Here is a 14,738-nt window from a genome sequence, read left to right on the forward strand (position 1 = left end):
CCCTTCCCGAACTCAGAAGTGAAACCTCTTCGCGCTGATGGTAGTGTGGGGTTACCCATGTGAGAGTAAGTCATCGCCAGCTCATTATTCAAACACCCTCAACTAGCGTTGGGGGTGTTTTTTTATGTAGAAAAGAAAATATTAAAAACTATAAAAAGTGAAGGCAAAATAAAACCATCAGATGATGATGGTTTTATTACGGCTTAGATAGAAGATTGATTTAAGCGAATAATTGAGTAACGGAACACCATAGAATTGCTAAAATCGCAATCGCAACGATAGGTTCTAGTACTTTAGACCAAGTGGGTACAATTGCTTCTACAGGCTCAATATTTTGATGATCATCGTGGGTATGTTGTTGTACCATTTGATTAAACTCCTTCATTGATGCCTCTAATGATAGCTCTTCTTGAGGAATTGGTTTAGAACCTTTTAACTCTATTAGATCGTTTGTTGACCAAACCCAATCATCCGCTTGACCAGATAAATGTTCAATTTGACCTAGCAATAATTCACCTAGACCTTTATTGCCAAAATTACCGGTTTGATCCAATTGCTTGAGCTCTGTGAGTTGTAAGGCTAAGACTTCACTAATATTCTGTTCAAGCTCAGTTTTGGAGAGAGGTGACTGATTGTGTGGAGATGTGGTGAGTCGACGTGCAATTTCCTGAATATATAATTCATCTTGATGATCAATTTCTTGATAAAGTTTTTGGTTGTCTTCTCGCCACAGACTGACCAGTTTGCCTAAGCTCAGCGCATTGATTTCTTGAATATATTGGTCGCGATCAACAGCATTATATTGTTTCAAAAGCGAGGGCTTTTGAAGTTTAATCTGCGCTGCAAAATATTGTACTAAATCAAAAGCCATTCACTACTCCATTGTTTTAATCTAATAATCTAAGGCTTGGTTTTTTCTTAGTTTGTTCGGTTTTTTCTTCAGTCTTTGATTCTAAAGCATCTTGATCATTTTGGATATGTGCATACTCACTTGGATCAAAGAATAAGCCTTGTCCATTCTCTCTTGCATAGATACCTACGACGGCATTCATAGGTACATATAAGTCGCGTGATACGCCACCAAAGCGTGCAGAGAAGGTGATTGCATCATTGCTCATGTGTAAGGCATGCACTGCATGTGGAACGATATTTAGGACAATCTGACCATCCTGAATAAATTGTTCAGGAACAAGCGTATTCGGCTGTGTAGCATCGACCAATAAATGTGGTGTGAGTTGGTTATCACAAATCCATTCATAAATTGCGCGGGCTAAATAAGGACGGGTTGGACTTAAATTGATTTCAGATTCAGACATAATATGCTCTTTAAGTATGAATTAAAAATTCTTGATAGCGATTTTTTTCTTGCAAAGTCATTGCTTGAGTGAAGGCAGGGCGTGAAAAAATCCGCTGACAATACAGGAAAATTGGACGACAGTGTTGTTGAGGTAATTCTATGCCCATGGCTTTTAGCCGTATAAATAAGGATGCCAGCATGCAATCTAAAATACTGAAATTTTCTGACATGAAATAAGGATAATGCTGAAATAATGGTGTCAGTGAAATGAGTGTATCACGTAATTTTTTTTGTGCAGCGCGCTGTGTTGTGTAATCTAAGCTATCAGGATGACGTAGCATCTGATCGGCAAGTTTGAACCAGTCTTGTTCAAAGCGCCAAATATATTGACGTTGTTCTGCACGTGGCATAGGTGCATCGGCATAAAGTTTATTTTGTCGATAACGATCATCCAGATATTCGGAAATAATCGCAGTATTAAAGAGTTTTAAATCGTTTTCTAGCAGCATTGGAAGTTGATTATACGGATTCAGGCTTGCGAGGTCTTCATCTTCATAATCGACCAAAATCAGTTGATATTTGATTTGTTTTTCGGCCAGAACGTAACGAATCCAATGTGAGCGAAAGTCGTCCGCATGACTGTAGAGGGTAATGCCTTGTAAGGGTGCGTTCTCGACTGACATAATCCGAAATAAAACCAAATGAATAGAATAGGATACTAAACTTAGCCACTAAAATCACCCAGCAAAGCTGATAAAAGTGTATGAGATATTTGTTGATTGGTTTTCAATTTTTGGACTGTATTGAATTTTGATTTTTGGTGTATGTGAATCCGAATTGTTTATCTGGCTTAAAATGCTCAGCTCGTTGATTTGCAAAAAAAAAGCCTTGGAAAATCCAAGGCTTTTTTTGTGTCCGATTCGGTAAACGAATTAACGTTTAGAGAATTGTGGACGTTTACGAGCTTTACGTAAACCAAGTTTCTTACGTTCAACTTCACGAGCATCACGAGTAACGAAACCAGCTTGACGAAGAGCAGGTTTTAAAGTGTCGTCAGATGCGATCAATGCACGAGTAATACCGTGACGGATTGCACCAGCTTGACCACCAATACCACCACCAGCAACAGTGATGTAAAGGTCATATTTTTCAGTAGCTTCAAGAAGCTCTAATGGTTGACGTACGATCATACGAGCAGTTTCACGACCGAAATATTGCTCAAGAGTACGGTTGTTAATTACGAGTTTACCTGTACCAGCTGATAAGAAAACACGTGCAGTTGCGGTCTTACGGCGACCTGTACCATAGTTAGTAGCCATGTGCTGTATCCCTTAGATGTCCAAAACTTGTGGCTGTTGAGCTGTGTGAGGATGCTCAGCACCAGCGTACACTTTCATTTTCTTGATCATAGCATAACCAAGAGGACCTTTTGGCAACATGCCTTTTACAGCGCGTTGGAAGATTTCTTCTGGTTTGTGAGCAACTAATTTCTCGAAATTAGTTTCACGGATACCACCAGGGAAACCAGTGTGGCGATAGTATTTCTTGTCAAGTGATTTGTTACCAGTCACTTGAACTTGCTCAGCATTGATGACAACGATGTAGTCGCCAGTGTCAACGTGAGGAGTATAAGAAGTTTTGTGCTTACCGCGTAAACGACGAGCGATTTCTGTCGCAAGGCGACCTAGAGTTTTGCCAGAAGCATCAACAACGTACCAGTCGTGTTGAACTTCAGCTGGCTTAGCGCTGAGAGTTTTCATTAAACCACTACCTATTATAGTTGGTTTGGACTATGGAAGCTGTCCAAACAAAAAGGAGTCCGAATTCTACCTGAGAATGGGTAGAACTACAATGGAAAAGTCACATTTTAAGCGCTATATTTTATCAAGTTTGGTTATAAAAGCAAAATCACCTCTAGCGACCATTTCACGACAGTAAAAATCAGGTATTGATCTTCTTTATCTAGTGCTGTTTTAGCTTTTTCTGTATGGTCGCAGCAAATAATAATGATGAGGACGGATCACTATGTCTGATGATTTAGAACGCATCGCTACAACGACAAAAGCATTAACGACAGAAGCATTAAAGCCGCAACCAAATAAACTGCTAAAATTTATAGCAGGTTTTTTCATCACATTGATTGGTCTGTATGAACTGGCATTTTTGTTGGTAGGTGCAGCTTATGGTACTGATGTATTTGATTTTATCTTAATCTATTCTGTATTTATGCACATGACCTTGCTCCCTTTTATGCTATATGGCATTGGAGGCTTCATCATTTTGAGTCTATCTGATCAAAACTATCGAGCAGTTATTCAGCAAGCGCCCAAAATACTATTTATAGGTTTGTTGTTATGCGCGGTCGTGATTGGCATTTCAGAGTGGGCGCATCAGATGGGCATCTTAGATAGCCGATTTAGATTAGATTGGAGATAAAACAATTTTGCTCAGGATGGCGCTATAATTCAGCTACACCTAGCTATAGTGGATGAAGCTGCATGCGCCCTTTATATGTCACCAGTGGTGAACCTGCAGGTATTGGACCTGATATTTGTCTAAGTCTGGCAGCTCGACAAGATGAGCGTCCAATTGTGGTATTGGCAGATCATCAATTATTACAACAACGCACCGAAATTCTAAAGCAACAAGTCGAATTGATTGAATATTCAGGTCAGCAACAGCCTGCAGCGCTTGGGCAGTTATATGTTGAGCATGTGCCTTTGGCTGTAGATGTTGAGTTGGGGCATTTAAATGCACAAAATGCAACTTACGTTTTGGAGCAATTACGTCGCTCAGCTTCTTATGCAATGACAGGTAAGAGTGTGGGCGTGGCGACAGCACCCGTGCAAAAATCTATTATTAATGAAGCTGGTATTTCTTTTAGTGGGCACACTGAATATTATCAGGAGTTTGCAGGTGTTGAGCGTGTGGTGATGATGTTAGCCACCAAAACCTTACGCGTTGCCTTGGCGACCACGCATTTACCTTTACGTGCCGTGGCAGATGCCATTACCAAAACACGTTTAGAACAAGTAATTGATATTTTGCTGCACGATCTAAAAAGCAAGTTTAAAATTGAACATCCTAAAGTATTGGTCTGTGGTTTGAACCCACATGCGGGCGAAGATGGTTATTTAGGCATGGAAGAAATTGAGGTGATTAATCCTGTGCTGCAAAATTACCGTAATCGCGGTGAAAATCTCAGTTTAAGTTTACCTGCAGATACTTTATTTACCCCAGAAAATTTAAAAGATGCCGATGCAGTTTTAGCGATGTATCACGATCAGGGTTTACCTGTGTTAAAATCTCAGGGCTTTGGTGAAGCAATCAATATTACTTTAGGCTTACCGTTTATTCGCACTTCAGTCGATCACGGCACAGCGCTCTCCCTCGCAGGTACGGGACTTGCGAAAAGTTCTAGCTTGCATGTTGCTGTCGATTTAGCGCTGGATTTAGCACGTTCATAATTTCAGCTTGGAAATCTTTATGTATCAAATTAATGCCCTAAACCCAAAAGATGAAGGGCATCAGGCTCGTAAACGCTTTGGTCAAAACTTTTTGCATGATCAACGCGTGATTGCCAAAATTGTCCGCTCAGTAAACCCACGTCCAGGCGATAATATTGTCGAGATTGGACCGGGTTTAGCGGCATTGACCTCACCTTTAATTGGTGAGTGTGATGCTTTGACTGTAGTGGAATTAGACCGTGATTTGGCCGCAGGCTTACCGGGACGTGTGCCACATCCTGAGCGTTTAACTATTGTAGAAAGTGACGCGCTGAAATATGACTTTACCGAGTTATTTCAGGAAGGGCGCCCGCTACGTGTGGTTGGAAACTTGCCGTATAACATTTCGACGCCGCTTTTGTTTCATCTCTTAGAGTTTGGTGACAAAGTTAAAGACATGCACTTTATGCTGCAAAAAGAAGTGGTAGATCGTATCACGGCTGAACCGAATACCAAAGAATATGGGCGTTTATCGGTGATGATGCAGTATTACTGTAAGCCAACGTTCTTGTTTGAAGTACCGCCTGGCGCATTTAATCCACCGCCTAAAGTGACTTCTGCAGTATTCCGTTTAGAGCCTTATGTGACTAAACCGATTATTGCCAAAGATGAAAAAGCATTGGCACGTTTGGTGGCGCATGTATTTACCCAACGTCGTAAAACATTGCGCAATAGCTTAAAAGGCATGTTGGCTGAAGATGCGTTTGAACGTGCAGGGGTAGACCCAATGGCACGTCCTGAAACTTTAAGTTTGAGTGCATTTGTCGCATTGGCAGATCAGATGGTGAATTAATGGCAGCAATTCGATACAACTATGTCATTGGTGATGTGCAGGGCTGCTTTGAAGCCTTGAAACTGTTATTAAAAGAAATACAGTTCGATCCCGATCAAGATTTTATTTGGTTTGCAGGCGATTTAGTCGCGCGGGGTGAAAACTCGGTAGGTGCTTTGCGTTTTATTAAAAAACTGGTAGATCGTGGCGTTGCAGCAACGGTGTTAGGCAATCACGATTTAACCTTGTTGGCAGGCGCACGTGGCTTAAAGAAAATCAAAGCACAAGACAACACTCGTGATGTGATTGATGCAATTGACAGTGATGATTTGATTGATTGGTTGCGTAAACAACCATTGTGTCTTTTTCCTAATGAAAACACCATTTTAACTCATGCAGGTATTCCACATATTTGGAATGCGGAACAAACCGCAGCTTTGGCAAAAGAAGTTGAGGCGGTGATTGGGCATGAGGACTTTGAGGTAGTGGATGCATTCTTAAAGGAAATGTATGGGGCAGAACCTGCAGTTTGGTCGGATGATTTAGAGGGGCATGCGCGTTTACGTTGTATTACCAACTATTTGACCCGTATGCGTTTAGCCAATGCACAGGGTGGTTTGGAATTCAGCTTTAAAGATGCCTTAGATGATCCGATGCCAGAAGGTTTTAAACCGTGGTTTGAATATCCATCTTTAGCTGCGCAAACACATCAAATCGTATTTGGTCATTGGGCAGCATTGCAGGGACAAACGGTAGCCGACAATATTCAAAATGTGGATGGCGGTTGTGTGTGGGGCAATCAGCTTGTGGCTTATCGTTTGGAAGATCAGCAATTGTTTGCAGTGGATAATCCGCTGGCAGAATGGTAATAACATTCATCTTTAAAATTTAAAAATGTGATGATGAAATGAAAATAGCCACCTATTGAGGTGGCTATTTTTTATCTTGAATTTTATTGAATTCGAATCCAAGTTTGACTGCGACCTAGTGTAGATACACCCATATAAGCACGTAAAGTTAAACGTTTACCTGTTGAGTTGAGGCGAATTTTTGCATCGTAAATACGACCTGCCAATGGATCAATTACGCGTCCTTTTTCGTAATTGTTGCTGTTTTTGACTTGTTGTAAGCCTTTTAAAATATCCATCCCTAAAATAGGTTGGTCGGTATAAGGCGCAGGGCATTTATTACAAAGTTCACGTGGGGTATAACCCGGACGCGGGGTTACTTTCACAATTTTACCCGTATAGGTTTGATTGGCTTCTTTACGAATTTCGATGACAGCTTTGGGTGAGCCTGTTTTATCATCAATTTGTTGCCAAGTTCCTGCTAAATCTTGTGCCATCGCCAAAGTGCTTAGACTGCCGAAGATGACGGCTATTCCTAAAGCCAATTTCTGAATCATTTTATTTCCCTTACTCGGTCTTTGCGGCTAGTCTAATCTGTGAATTAACGGACACAAAGTCCCGAGTATCCAGAAAAAATGACCGATGAGACACAATTACTCGCTTATTGTTGGCGAATCCACGTTTGTGTCCGACCAATGGCTGAAATTCCGACGTAACCACGTAAAGTGAGACGTTTATTATTAGATGCTAAACGACCTTTCAGGCTATACATTTTGCCTGTAAGTGGATCTAAAATACGCCCATCGGCATAGTTGTTATTTTCCACATGCTTTAAGCCACTAATAATTTCCAAACCGACCAAAGGTTTGTTGGTATAAGGTGCAGGGCAATTCACACACATAGTTTTTGGGGTATAGCCCGGTCTTGGTGTGACTTTGATAATTTTACCAGTAAAGCTGCCATTTTCAGCTTGGGTAATTTCAATCAGGGCTTTGGGTGAACCTGTTTTGTCATCAATACTTTGCCAGATACCTGTTAGGTCTGCAGCAAATGCTGAACCACTGAAGATTAAGCTTGCAAATACACCCATCAATACATTTTTCTTCATATCAGTTCCTTTGATTGTCGAAAGTTATTACAGAGGTTAATTCAAGATATAAAGCGAGTTGTGGTAAGAGTCAAGAGATTTGAGGAAATTTTTAATCTTAAACTTGCAGGGAAAATGCTGGAAAAGATGTGAAAAATGCCACGAACGTGTGGCATTTTAAGTGAAAAGTGAATTAATTAAGTTGATGGAATAACTTATAAATTAATCACTTTTAATCCAAGTTTGGCTGCGACCTAAAGCCGATACACCGACATAACCGCGCATGGTCAAACGCTTACCATTATTGCTCAATTTGGCTTTGGTGCTGTAAATATTGCCGCTTAAAGGGTCAATAATTTTCCCGCCTGTGAAATTGGAATTACCTGTATATTTTAAGCCAGTGAGTACATCCATACCTAAAATCGGTTGGTTGGTATAAGGCGCAGGGCAGTTGACACAGGTTTCTCTTGGTGTGTAACCTGGGCGTGGCGTCACTTTAACGATTTTAGCGGTATAGCTACCATTGCTTTCCTGACGAATTTCTAAAATGGCTTTAGATGAACCCGTTTTATCGTCAATGTTTTTCCAAGTTCCTGTAATATCTTGAGCCAGCGCAAAACTACCTAAGGCTGAGCAGATTAAGGCAACGGTGAGTTTCATCTTGACCATGTTCAATGTTCCTTCATTTCGCAAACTGGATATTTCATAATAAAAAGAAAGTGAAATGGTCACAATCTTTAAAAGTGATTGCTCAGTCACATTCTTTGTAAATACAGTATAAATGTTGGCAGCCAAACTGCGGTAAAGACTGCATTGACTGCCATGCCAAAGGCAGCATAACGTCCTGCAACACTGCCACGTTGCCATGCTTGAGCAGTACCAATGGCATGTGCAGCTAAGCCAAGTGCCAAACCTGAAGCACGTTCATCATTGATATGCCTTAAAATAAGTGGTGAAAAAGCAGCACCCACGACACCTGATAAAATTACAATTAATACTGCCAATTGAATCGGTGCTTCTAATAAGGTTGCGATATTAATCGCAATCGGCGTGGTCACTGCACGGGTGGCAAATGCCATAATATCGGCACTGGACATATGTAGCGCATAAGCAAGCCCCATCGGCAGCGCCACAGCACTAAGACTGGCAAAGAACAAAATACCTAAAATCGCTTTGAGGGGTAAATCGTCATAACGCATGGCTGCTAGAGGAATGGCGAGTGCAACTGTCACATAGCCCAATAATTGATTAAACAAAGGGTTGGTTTGTGCGACGTAAGTTTCGTATGGAATCCCGAAAAAATACAACAGTAGCAACACAAAACACATGCCAAAGACAATCACAGGGATTTGCGGGACTTTTTGGTTGCAAGGTTTTGCCAGTAAATATGCAACGAGAGTGATTAAAAAACCATATAGAATTGACAGCATTTTAATCTCCTAAAGCCAGCGTTTTGCCATTTTGGCATACAGCCAAAGCGGGATCAGCGTACTGATAAACAACACAATTAAGAAGATTGGAATTTGTTTGCCCATGTGCGTGAGCATAATTAATGAACCCGCGCTGATGGGTAAAAAGGCAAAGGCACTTTCTTTCATGATTTTGTTGTTGGTATCGACCAGACGAGCAGGAATTTTACTGAGTTTGCGCCATGTAAATAATACCGCCAGCAGGCTGAGCAAACCGACTAAATTGCCTAATTCTGGGTGATTAAATTGGGTCATGATCCATACAGAGGCTTCACGAAACACAATAATCAAAAGGAGTGTGCCGATCCATGCTGGCCAATCGATATGTTTTATCCTGCTCATTTTTGATCTTTCATTAAAATTTTACTTATCACGTTTTAACCGATCTGATCGTCAATTTCAAATGCTTCAAGCGGACGTTTAAATTGTTCTGCCTGTGCACCTAAAATTTCGTCTATCGGTAAATGTGCCTGTTTAATCAGTTGTTCCAGTTTATGTGGTGCCATGCTGACTTGTAGATGTAATTGACCTTCATCATCGTACTGTTCTGCCTGAATGACATTGAGCGCATACAGTTGATTGCGCAGTTTGCCATAAGCAGGTTGTAATTTAAGATCAAACTTTTGAATTTGCCCCATCAAACATTCATGTACGGCTTGTTTTAACAAGTCTAAACCTTGCCCTGAATGTGCCGATACATAGACACGGTCAGGTTGATGCGGTTTTTCATAGATAATTTTGGCTGTTTCGCCTGAGACATCAATTTTATTGTAAACCCGCAAAATAGGTACATCTGCGCCAATTTCTTTTAGCACACCTTCGACTGCTTCAATTTGTTCCAACACATCGGGGTTGCTTGAATCAATCACATGCAGCAATAAACTGGCTTCTAAGGTTTCTTCCAAAGTTGCTTTAAAAGATTCCACCAAAGAGTGAGATAGGTTTCTTACAAAGCCAACGGTGTCTGCCAATACCAGACGTCCGATGCCATCCCATTCTAAACGCCGTAAAGTAGGGTCAAGCGTAGCAAACAGTTGGTCAGCAGCATAGACATCACTTTGCGCCAAAATATTAAATAAGGTCGATTTGCCTGCGTTGGTATAACCGACCAATGAAACGGTAGGAATGGCGGCTTTTTGCCGAGCCACACGACCTTGTGCACGGGTTTGACGGACTTTATCGAGTTTGGTTTTTAGTTGTCCCATGCGAATACGCAATAAGCGTCGGTCAGTTTCAAGCAAGGTTTCCCCAGGACCACGTAAGCCGATACCACCTTTTTGACTGTCTAAGTTGCTGCGACTACGCACCAAACGTGAAGATAAATGTTGTAATTGTGCCAATTCGACCTGTAATTTACCTTCGTAAGTGCGGGCGCGTTGAGCAAAAATATCTAAAATGAGTTCGGTACGGTCAACCACACGGCATTGCATCACTTTTTCTAAATTACGTGCCTGTGCAGGACTGAGTGCATGATCAAAAATGACCAAATTGGCGTCGTGTTCTTTGACCAATGCGGCAATTTCTTCGGCTTTGCCTGAGCCAATAAAGAGTTTGGCATCGGGTTTACTACGTTGAGTGTGGACGTGTTGTAAAACTTCTGCACCCGCAGATTCAGCCAAGAGCTGAAATTCTTCGGCATCTAGGTCTTCTAAAATTTGGACAGCGACACTGACCAGTACAACACGCTCGCCATCTTGAGGTGGCACAAAATTTTCCACTCAGCGCAATCTCCATGCTAAAGCTATATTCTAGTAGAAAAAATGTTTGTGCAGGGAAATAGATGATTGGATTTTTCCTGCGCCCTGATTTGATGCTATATCAACGTATGTAAACTCAATTATAAGGATGACCCCAATATAGAATTTATCTATTTAGATTTTGCCAAAAGTCGCATGTTTGCATGCAGGTTTCGGTTTTTATTATCAATGCAAGTTCAGATTGAACAGTATAGAATGAGCAAAATATAGACCTTTATACGTTGTTTTGCGTTTAACAATTAGTGATGACCCTATGAACCCAGCTGTTGAAACTCACACATCTCCAATTCATGGTTTTGCAAAGCTTGCTTTGTATAGCAAAAAAGTTCTGGCAACGGCTGGCGCGATTGGTGAAGGGTTTTATTTGGTCTATCGTCATCAATTGTATAAAGACACCAACAACCCGAACAATACGCGCTATGTGCAATATTTTTGCCGTCAATTGTGCAAAGTTTTTAATATTGAAGTGCAAATTCATGGTGAAATTCCGCATGACCCTGCGCTATGGGTCAGTAATCATATTTCGTGGTTAGATGTAGCGGTATTGGGTTCTAGTGCGCGGGTATTTTTTCTGGCCAAAGCTGAAATTGAAAAATGGCCGTTATTGGGTAAGTTAGCCAAAGGTGGGGGGACGCTATTTATTAAGCGTGGCTCTGGCGATTCAGTCAAAATTCGTGAACAAATCACGCAATTTTTAAAACAAGATATTCCTGTATTATTTTTTCCTGAAGCGACCACGTCAGATGGAAGCAAAATTAAAAAAGTGCATGGTCGTATTTTAGGGGCAGCAATTGAAGCCAAACGACCTGTGCAAATTTGTCTGATTTGTTATGTGAATCAGCAAGGTGAGTTAGATACTGTTGCGCCGTTTATTAATGACATGACCTTTGTTGATCATGTGAAAGATGTTTTGGAAATGCCGAAAGTGACAGCGCATTTAATGGCGTTACCTGCAATTGTGGTAGAAGGGCACGATATTGAATCTTTAACTGCTGTGGTACAGGAACGCATGACAGAAGGTTTGGCTGAGTTGCATCGTCAGGTATTAAAACCACAAGTGCTGACATCATAAAACATGCTTAGGCGCATCTTCATGTTAAAGATAGCCTAAGCACATCACATTTTTTTAAGAATAATGGTCATCATCCAACAGCTTCAATATTATGTTGCTACATAAAGCCTTCAATTGGCAGCCATGAGGTAATTTTCATTGCCGCACGTTGATACCATTTCATCCCTGGTTCTTTTTTCAGAATTTGAGTTTCGCCTTGTGGATTTTTCATGTGCCATTGAATGTTTTGCTGTGCATCCAAAACCAGTTTATAAGCATATTTGGACAAATTGACATCCATGGTGTGGTGAACTGCGCGAGCCAATGGCGGACTGTTTAAAATCACCCCAATTTCAGTATTTAAATATGCCGAGCGTGGGTCAAAATTAAACGAACCAATAAATACCTGTTTTTCATCCAATGCCATGAGTTTGGCATGTAAACTAGAACGGCTTAAACCTTTCATACTGACTTTGGCTTTTTTGGAAATTTCGTGCGTATGTGTGTTTAGGTTTTCCATTTCAGGTCGCGCCAAAAACTCATACAGCTGCACGTTATTTGCCAATACATCTTCTCGATATTTGGCGTAAAAAGCATGCACCACAGGAACATCGTTGGCTTTAAAGGAGTTGGTCAGTACGCGTACCTGAACGCCATCATCCGCCAAGTCTTTTAGTTTTTCTGCCCCCGATTGTTCGGGGACAAAATACGCAGAAATAATATCGACACTACTGCTTGGCTTCTCTAAATGCGTCAGCAATTGAAAGTTGAGATGTTCTTCTTTTGAGGCGCGGTCTTTAATTTTACTCGGCGCATCTTTGACCACTTCAGCACTGACCCAATCGAACTTAATACTATGCGTCATCCACTGTTCAATCGCTTTAGAACGAGTCACCAAATCTAAATAATTTTGTACGGTGGCTTCTTGATCGTGCTGTTCTAATTGCTGTTTTAAGCTTTCATAACGCAAGGTGTAATGTTGTGGATTGACCAATTGCTTGACTGAATAAGCATAGTCATCATTCCAGTATTCATCAAAAGAGTGAATAATTTCATCCGAAGCCGAGCCGACTAACATCACATCGACATCAGAAAATTGATAATTGTCGCTGACGTTATAGTATTGATTGCTCATATTGCGCCCACCAATCAGAGAAATTTGGTTATCGGCAATAAAGCTTTTGTTGTGCATACGACGGTTAATACGCTTCAAATCCAAAATCATGTCCATGGCACGATAATGTCGAAAGCGATATGGATTATACAGTTTGATGTCGATGTTGACGTGTTGATCGAGCGCGAGATAAATGCCTTCCATTTTTTTGGCATTGTTATCATCGACCAATAAGCGGACTTTCACCCCACGATCTGCCGCACGAATAATGGCGTGTAGTGCAAGCGCGCCAATTTTATCGTTATCCCAAATATAATATTGTAAATCTAAAGATTTTTCTGCTTTATTAATCAGATAGATACGTGCTGCTAGGGCTTCGAGCGGATCATACAGGACATGATAACCCGTAAGCTGCGGATATTTTTCGCGTAGCGGAAGTACAATTTTGGCCAAACTGGTTTGATCGGTTGGGGTTTCAAACGCCATCTGGATCGGATGTTCAATCTGTTTGGGCAGCGTGCTACAGCCTGAGAGTGTCAAAACGAAGGCGCAACTCAGCCACAAGACGTTGTGCCGAATATTTTGAAATGGAGCGGATGAGCTGCGGTTTGCCAAATTAAATTCCTTTTTAGCACGAGGAGCAAATAAGTTAAAAATAGGGTTTGAGTATAATTGTCAGCTATGAAAAGATAAATATGACAATACAGATATATGACGTGTGTGGGTTAAATGCGACATCTGGGTTTAGCGCAGCATTGAATAGCAGAAGTATGAAGTAATAGAGAATAAATATGTGGGATAACGATTCAGTCGTGTTGTATTTCTATATGGGTATGGCAATTTTGGCGCTGTGGGCAGTTTCGCAAGCATGGCGCAGTCAGGCCAATACAGAAACCATTCACCCGTTTAAGGCCTTTGTGCATTTGTTGGTATTTTATTTGTCTTACCTGTTGCCGCCTTTGGTTTTTTTTAGTGTCTATGCGGGTATTCAGGGCTATTACTCCATCCACGAAGCGATTTTTGTATTTTTAGTCAGTGCTGTGTTGAGCTATGCGCGTTTTATTGAACCGCATTTGATTCAAGTCAAAACTACCAAATATCAAATTCATGCAGATCGCCGTTTATTAAAGCCTGTCAAAATTGCTTTAATTGCAGATTTACATATTGGCTTGTTTTCTGGGCATGAGCGTCAATTGAAGCAAATTGTGAAAAAACTCAATTTGCAAAACCCCGATATTGTCGTTGTAGCAGGCGACTGGACTTATGAGCCTGAAAATAAATTGGTCGAAGAATTGGCGGTATTAAAAGAAATTTGTGCGCCTGTATATTCGGTAAATGGTAATCATGATGAGCAGTATCCTGGCCCGCCCATTCAAGAGCTGTTAAAAACGGCTTTAGAACAAAATAACGTGATTGATATTGAAGGTAGAATTGTCGAGTTTGATGAGTTTCGTTTGCTCGGTATTGGCGATTTATGGGCAGGTAAAACCGACATGCGCTATATGCCCGATTTACCTCAGGATAAGCCGTGGGTGTTGTTATCACATAACCCCGATACAGTGGATATGGTGCCAAAATTGCCGACACGTCCGTTGATGTTGGCAGGACATACCCATGGTGGGCAGGTTGAACTGCCGTGGCTGACCGATTATGTGATGAAAAAAGTATCTATTTTAGGGCATAAAAAGGGGTTATATCGCCATGATCATGCCGATGTATTTGTGACTGTAGGGACAGGAATGGTCGGTGTTCCTTTTCGTTTTGGTGTGCCGCCCACGATTGATATTATTGAATTATTGTAAGCACCGTCACCATCGCCTACATGAAAAAAACCAGC

18 protein-coding genes are annotated in these 14,738 nt (G+C 41.1%); 6 read left to right on the forward strand and 12 right to left on the reverse strand.

Going from position 1 to position 14,738, the window contains the following annotated elements:
- Positions 1-220 precede the first annotated feature (220 nt).
- The 5 genes from FTU58_RS11595 to rplM form a co-directional block, all read right to left on the reverse strand.
- The gene (locus tag FTU58_RS11595; RefSeq protein ID WP_004972488.1) at positions 221-871 is read right to left on the reverse strand and encodes a hypothetical protein; all 651 of its coding nucleotides are present in this window, start codon (positions 869-871) and stop codon (positions 221-223) included.
- Between the two features lie 16 nt (positions 872-887).
- Complete coding sequence (locus FTU58_RS11600; protein WP_004972487.1) at positions 888-1,316, reverse strand: ClpXP protease specificity-enhancing factor; 429 nt, start codon at positions 1,314-1,316, stop codon at positions 888-890.
- Between the two features lie 10 nt (positions 1,317-1,326).
- A complete protein-coding gene (locus FTU58_RS11605) occupies positions 1,327-1,980 on the reverse strand; it encodes a glutathione S-transferase N-terminal domain-containing protein (protein ID WP_096901581.1) in 654 nt (217 codons plus the stop codon).
- Between the two features lie 249 nt (positions 1,981-2,229).
- The gene (gene rpsI / locus FTU58_RS11610) at positions 2,230-2,616 is read right to left on the reverse strand and encodes a 30S ribosomal protein S9 (protein ID WP_004972483.1); all 387 of its coding nucleotides are present in this window, start codon (positions 2,614-2,616) and stop codon (positions 2,230-2,232) included.
- Between the two features lie 12 nt (positions 2,617-2,628).
- Entirely contained in the window at positions 2,629-3,057 is a 429-nt protein-coding gene (gene rplM / locus FTU58_RS11615) for a 50S ribosomal protein L13 (RefSeq protein ID WP_004909012.1), read from the reverse strand.
- Between the two features lie 265 nt (positions 3,058-3,322).
- On the opposite strand from rplM, the gene FTU58_RS11620 reads away from it, so the two are divergent.
- The 4 genes from FTU58_RS11620 (at position 3,323) to FTU58_RS11635 (ending at position 6,444) form a co-directional block, all read left to right on the forward strand.
- Positions 3,323-3,733 (forward strand): hypothetical protein, encoded by a 411-nt coding sequence (locus tag FTU58_RS11620; RefSeq protein ID WP_180062460.1) that lies wholly within the window; start codon positions 3,323-3,325, stop codon positions 3,731-3,733.
- Positions 3,734-3,795: 62 nt separating this feature from the next.
- Positions 3,796-4,764: a 4-hydroxythreonine-4-phosphate dehydrogenase PdxA gene (pdxA, locus tag FTU58_RS11625; RefSeq protein WP_180062461.1), complete on the forward strand. Its 969-nt coding sequence runs from the start codon at positions 3,796-3,798 to the stop codon at positions 4,762-4,764.
- A gap of 19 nt (positions 4,765-4,783) precedes the next feature.
- Positions 4,784-5,596, forward strand: a complete 813-nt coding sequence (gene rsmA, locus FTU58_RS11630) for a 16S rRNA (adenine(1518)-N(6)/adenine(1519)-N(6))-dimethyltransferase RsmA (RefSeq protein ID WP_004972477.1) — start codon at positions 4,784-4,786, stop codon at positions 5,594-5,596.
- A complete protein-coding gene (locus tag FTU58_RS11635; RefSeq protein ID WP_096901578.1) occupies positions 5,596-6,444 on the forward strand; it encodes a symmetrical bis(5'-nucleosyl)-tetraphosphatase in 849 nt (282 codons plus the stop codon). Before rsmA ends, FTU58_RS11635 begins: the two co-directional genes overlap by 1 nt.
- A gap of 83 nt (positions 6,445-6,527) precedes the next feature.
- On the opposite strand, the gene FTU58_RS11640 is transcribed toward FTU58_RS11635, so the two are convergent.
- From FTU58_RS11640 to hflX, 6 genes are all read right to left on the reverse strand, one after another.
- Entirely contained in the window at positions 6,528-6,980 is a 453-nt protein-coding gene (locus FTU58_RS11640) for a DUF2147 domain-containing protein (protein ID WP_004972473.1), read from the reverse strand.
- A 104-nt stretch (positions 6,981-7,084) separates the two neighbouring features.
- Positions 7,085-7,531, reverse strand: coding sequence for a DUF2147 domain-containing protein (locus tag FTU58_RS11645; RefSeq protein WP_004972472.1), 447 nt, complete (start codon positions 7,529-7,531; stop codon positions 7,085-7,087).
- A gap of 201 nt (positions 7,532-7,732) precedes the next feature.
- Entirely contained in the window at positions 7,733-8,179 is a 447-nt protein-coding gene (locus FTU58_RS11650) for a DUF2147 domain-containing protein (protein WP_104853073.1), read from the reverse strand.
- An 86-nt stretch (positions 8,180-8,265) separates the two neighbouring features.
- Positions 8,266-8,940, reverse strand: coding sequence for an LrgB family protein (locus FTU58_RS11655; RefSeq protein ID WP_004972468.1), 675 nt, complete (start codon positions 8,938-8,940; stop codon positions 8,266-8,268).
- A gap of 9 nt (positions 8,941-8,949) precedes the next feature.
- On the reverse strand, positions 8,950-9,321 hold the full coding sequence (locus tag FTU58_RS11660; protein ID WP_004972466.1) for a hypothetical protein: 372 nt from the start codon (positions 9,319-9,321) through the stop codon (positions 8,950-8,952).
- Between the two features lie 35 nt (positions 9,322-9,356).
- Positions 9,357-10,697: a ribosome rescue GTPase HflX gene (hflX, locus tag FTU58_RS11665; RefSeq protein WP_131260739.1), complete on the reverse strand. Its 1,341-nt coding sequence runs from the start codon at positions 10,695-10,697 to the stop codon at positions 9,357-9,359.
- A 292-nt stretch (positions 10,698-10,989) separates the two neighbouring features.
- On the opposite strand from hflX, the gene FTU58_RS11670 reads away from it, so the two are divergent.
- Complete coding sequence (locus FTU58_RS11670; RefSeq protein ID WP_096901584.1) at positions 10,990-11,808, forward strand: 1-acyl-sn-glycerol-3-phosphate acyltransferase; 819 nt, start codon at positions 10,990-10,992, stop codon at positions 11,806-11,808.
- Between the two features lie 97 nt (positions 11,809-11,905).
- On the opposite strand, the gene FTU58_RS11675 is transcribed toward FTU58_RS11670, so the two are convergent.
- Positions 11,906-13,516 carry a phospholipase D family protein gene (locus tag FTU58_RS11675; RefSeq protein WP_257222365.1) on the reverse strand — a complete coding sequence of 537 codons (1,611 nt, stop codon included), beginning with the start codon at positions 13,514-13,516 and terminating at the stop codon, positions 11,906-11,908.
- 176 nt (positions 13,517-13,692) lie between these two features.
- Between FTU58_RS11675 and FTU58_RS11680 the strand changes: the two genes are divergently transcribed.
- Entirely contained in the window at positions 13,693-14,703 is a 1,011-nt protein-coding gene (locus FTU58_RS11680; protein ID WP_131260738.1) for a metallophosphoesterase, read from the forward strand.
- The last annotated feature ends 35 nt before the right edge of the window (positions 14,704-14,738 follow it).

The sequence above is a fragment of the Acinetobacter sp. YH12120 genome (assembly GCF_013418795.1).
In the GTDB taxonomy this organism is placed as follows: domain Bacteria; phylum Pseudomonadota; class Gammaproteobacteria; order Pseudomonadales; family Moraxellaceae; genus Acinetobacter; species Acinetobacter towneri.

Coding starts and splice junctions, on each gene's coding strand:
- rsmA (WP_004972477.1), top strand. CDS start 4,784: ATGTATCAAATTAATGCCCTAAACCCAAAAGATGAAGGGCATCAGGCT.
- FTU58_RS11635 (WP_096901578.1), top strand. CDS start 5,596: ATGGCAGCAATTCGATACAACTATGTCATTGGTGATGTGCAGGGCTGC.
- FTU58_RS11620 (WP_180062460.1), top strand. CDS start 3,323: ATGTCTGATGATTTAGAACGCATCGCTACAACGACAAAAGCATTAACG.
- FTU58_RS11650 (WP_104853073.1), bottom strand. CDS start 8,179: ATGGTCAAGATGAAACTCACCGTTGCCTTAATCTGCTCAGCCTTAGGT.
- FTU58_RS11640 (WP_004972473.1), bottom strand. CDS start 6,980: ATGATTCAGAAATTGGCTTTAGGAATAGCCGTCATCTTCGGCAGTCTA.
- FTU58_RS11595 (WP_004972488.1), bottom strand. CDS start 871: ATGGCTTTTGATTTAGTACAATATTTTGCAGCGCAGATTAAACTTCAA.
- FTU58_RS11605 (WP_096901581.1), bottom strand. CDS start 1,980: ATGTCAGTCGAGAACGCACCCTTACAAGGCATTACCCTCTACAGTCAT.
- FTU58_RS11600 (WP_004972487.1), bottom strand. CDS start 1,316: ATGTCTGAATCTGAAATCAATTTAAGTCCAACCCGTCCTTATTTAGCC.
- rplM (WP_004909012.1), bottom strand. CDS start 3,057: ATGAAAACTCTCAGCGCTAAGCCAGCTGAAGTTCAACACGACTGGTAC.
- pdxA (WP_180062461.1), top strand. CDS start 3,796: ATGCGCCCTTTATATGTCACCAGTGGTGAACCTGCAGGTATTGGACCT.
- FTU58_RS11680 (WP_131260738.1), top strand. CDS start 13,693: ATGTGGGATAACGATTCAGTCGTGTTGTATTTCTATATGGGTATGGCA.
- FTU58_RS11670 (WP_096901584.1), top strand. CDS start 10,990: ATGAACCCAGCTGTTGAAACTCACACATCTCCAATTCATGGTTTTGCA.
- FTU58_RS11655 (WP_004972468.1), bottom strand. CDS start 8,940: ATGCTGTCAATTCTATATGGTTTTTTAATCACTCTCGTTGCATATTTA.
- rpsI (WP_004972483.1), bottom strand. CDS start 2,616: ATGGCTACTAACTATGGTACAGGTCGCCGTAAGACCGCAACTGCACGT.
- FTU58_RS11645 (WP_004972472.1), bottom strand. CDS start 7,531: ATGAAGAAAAATGTATTGATGGGTGTATTTGCAAGCTTAATCTTCAGT.
- FTU58_RS11660 (WP_004972466.1), bottom strand. CDS start 9,321: ATGAGCAGGATAAAACATATCGATTGGCCAGCATGGATCGGCACACTC.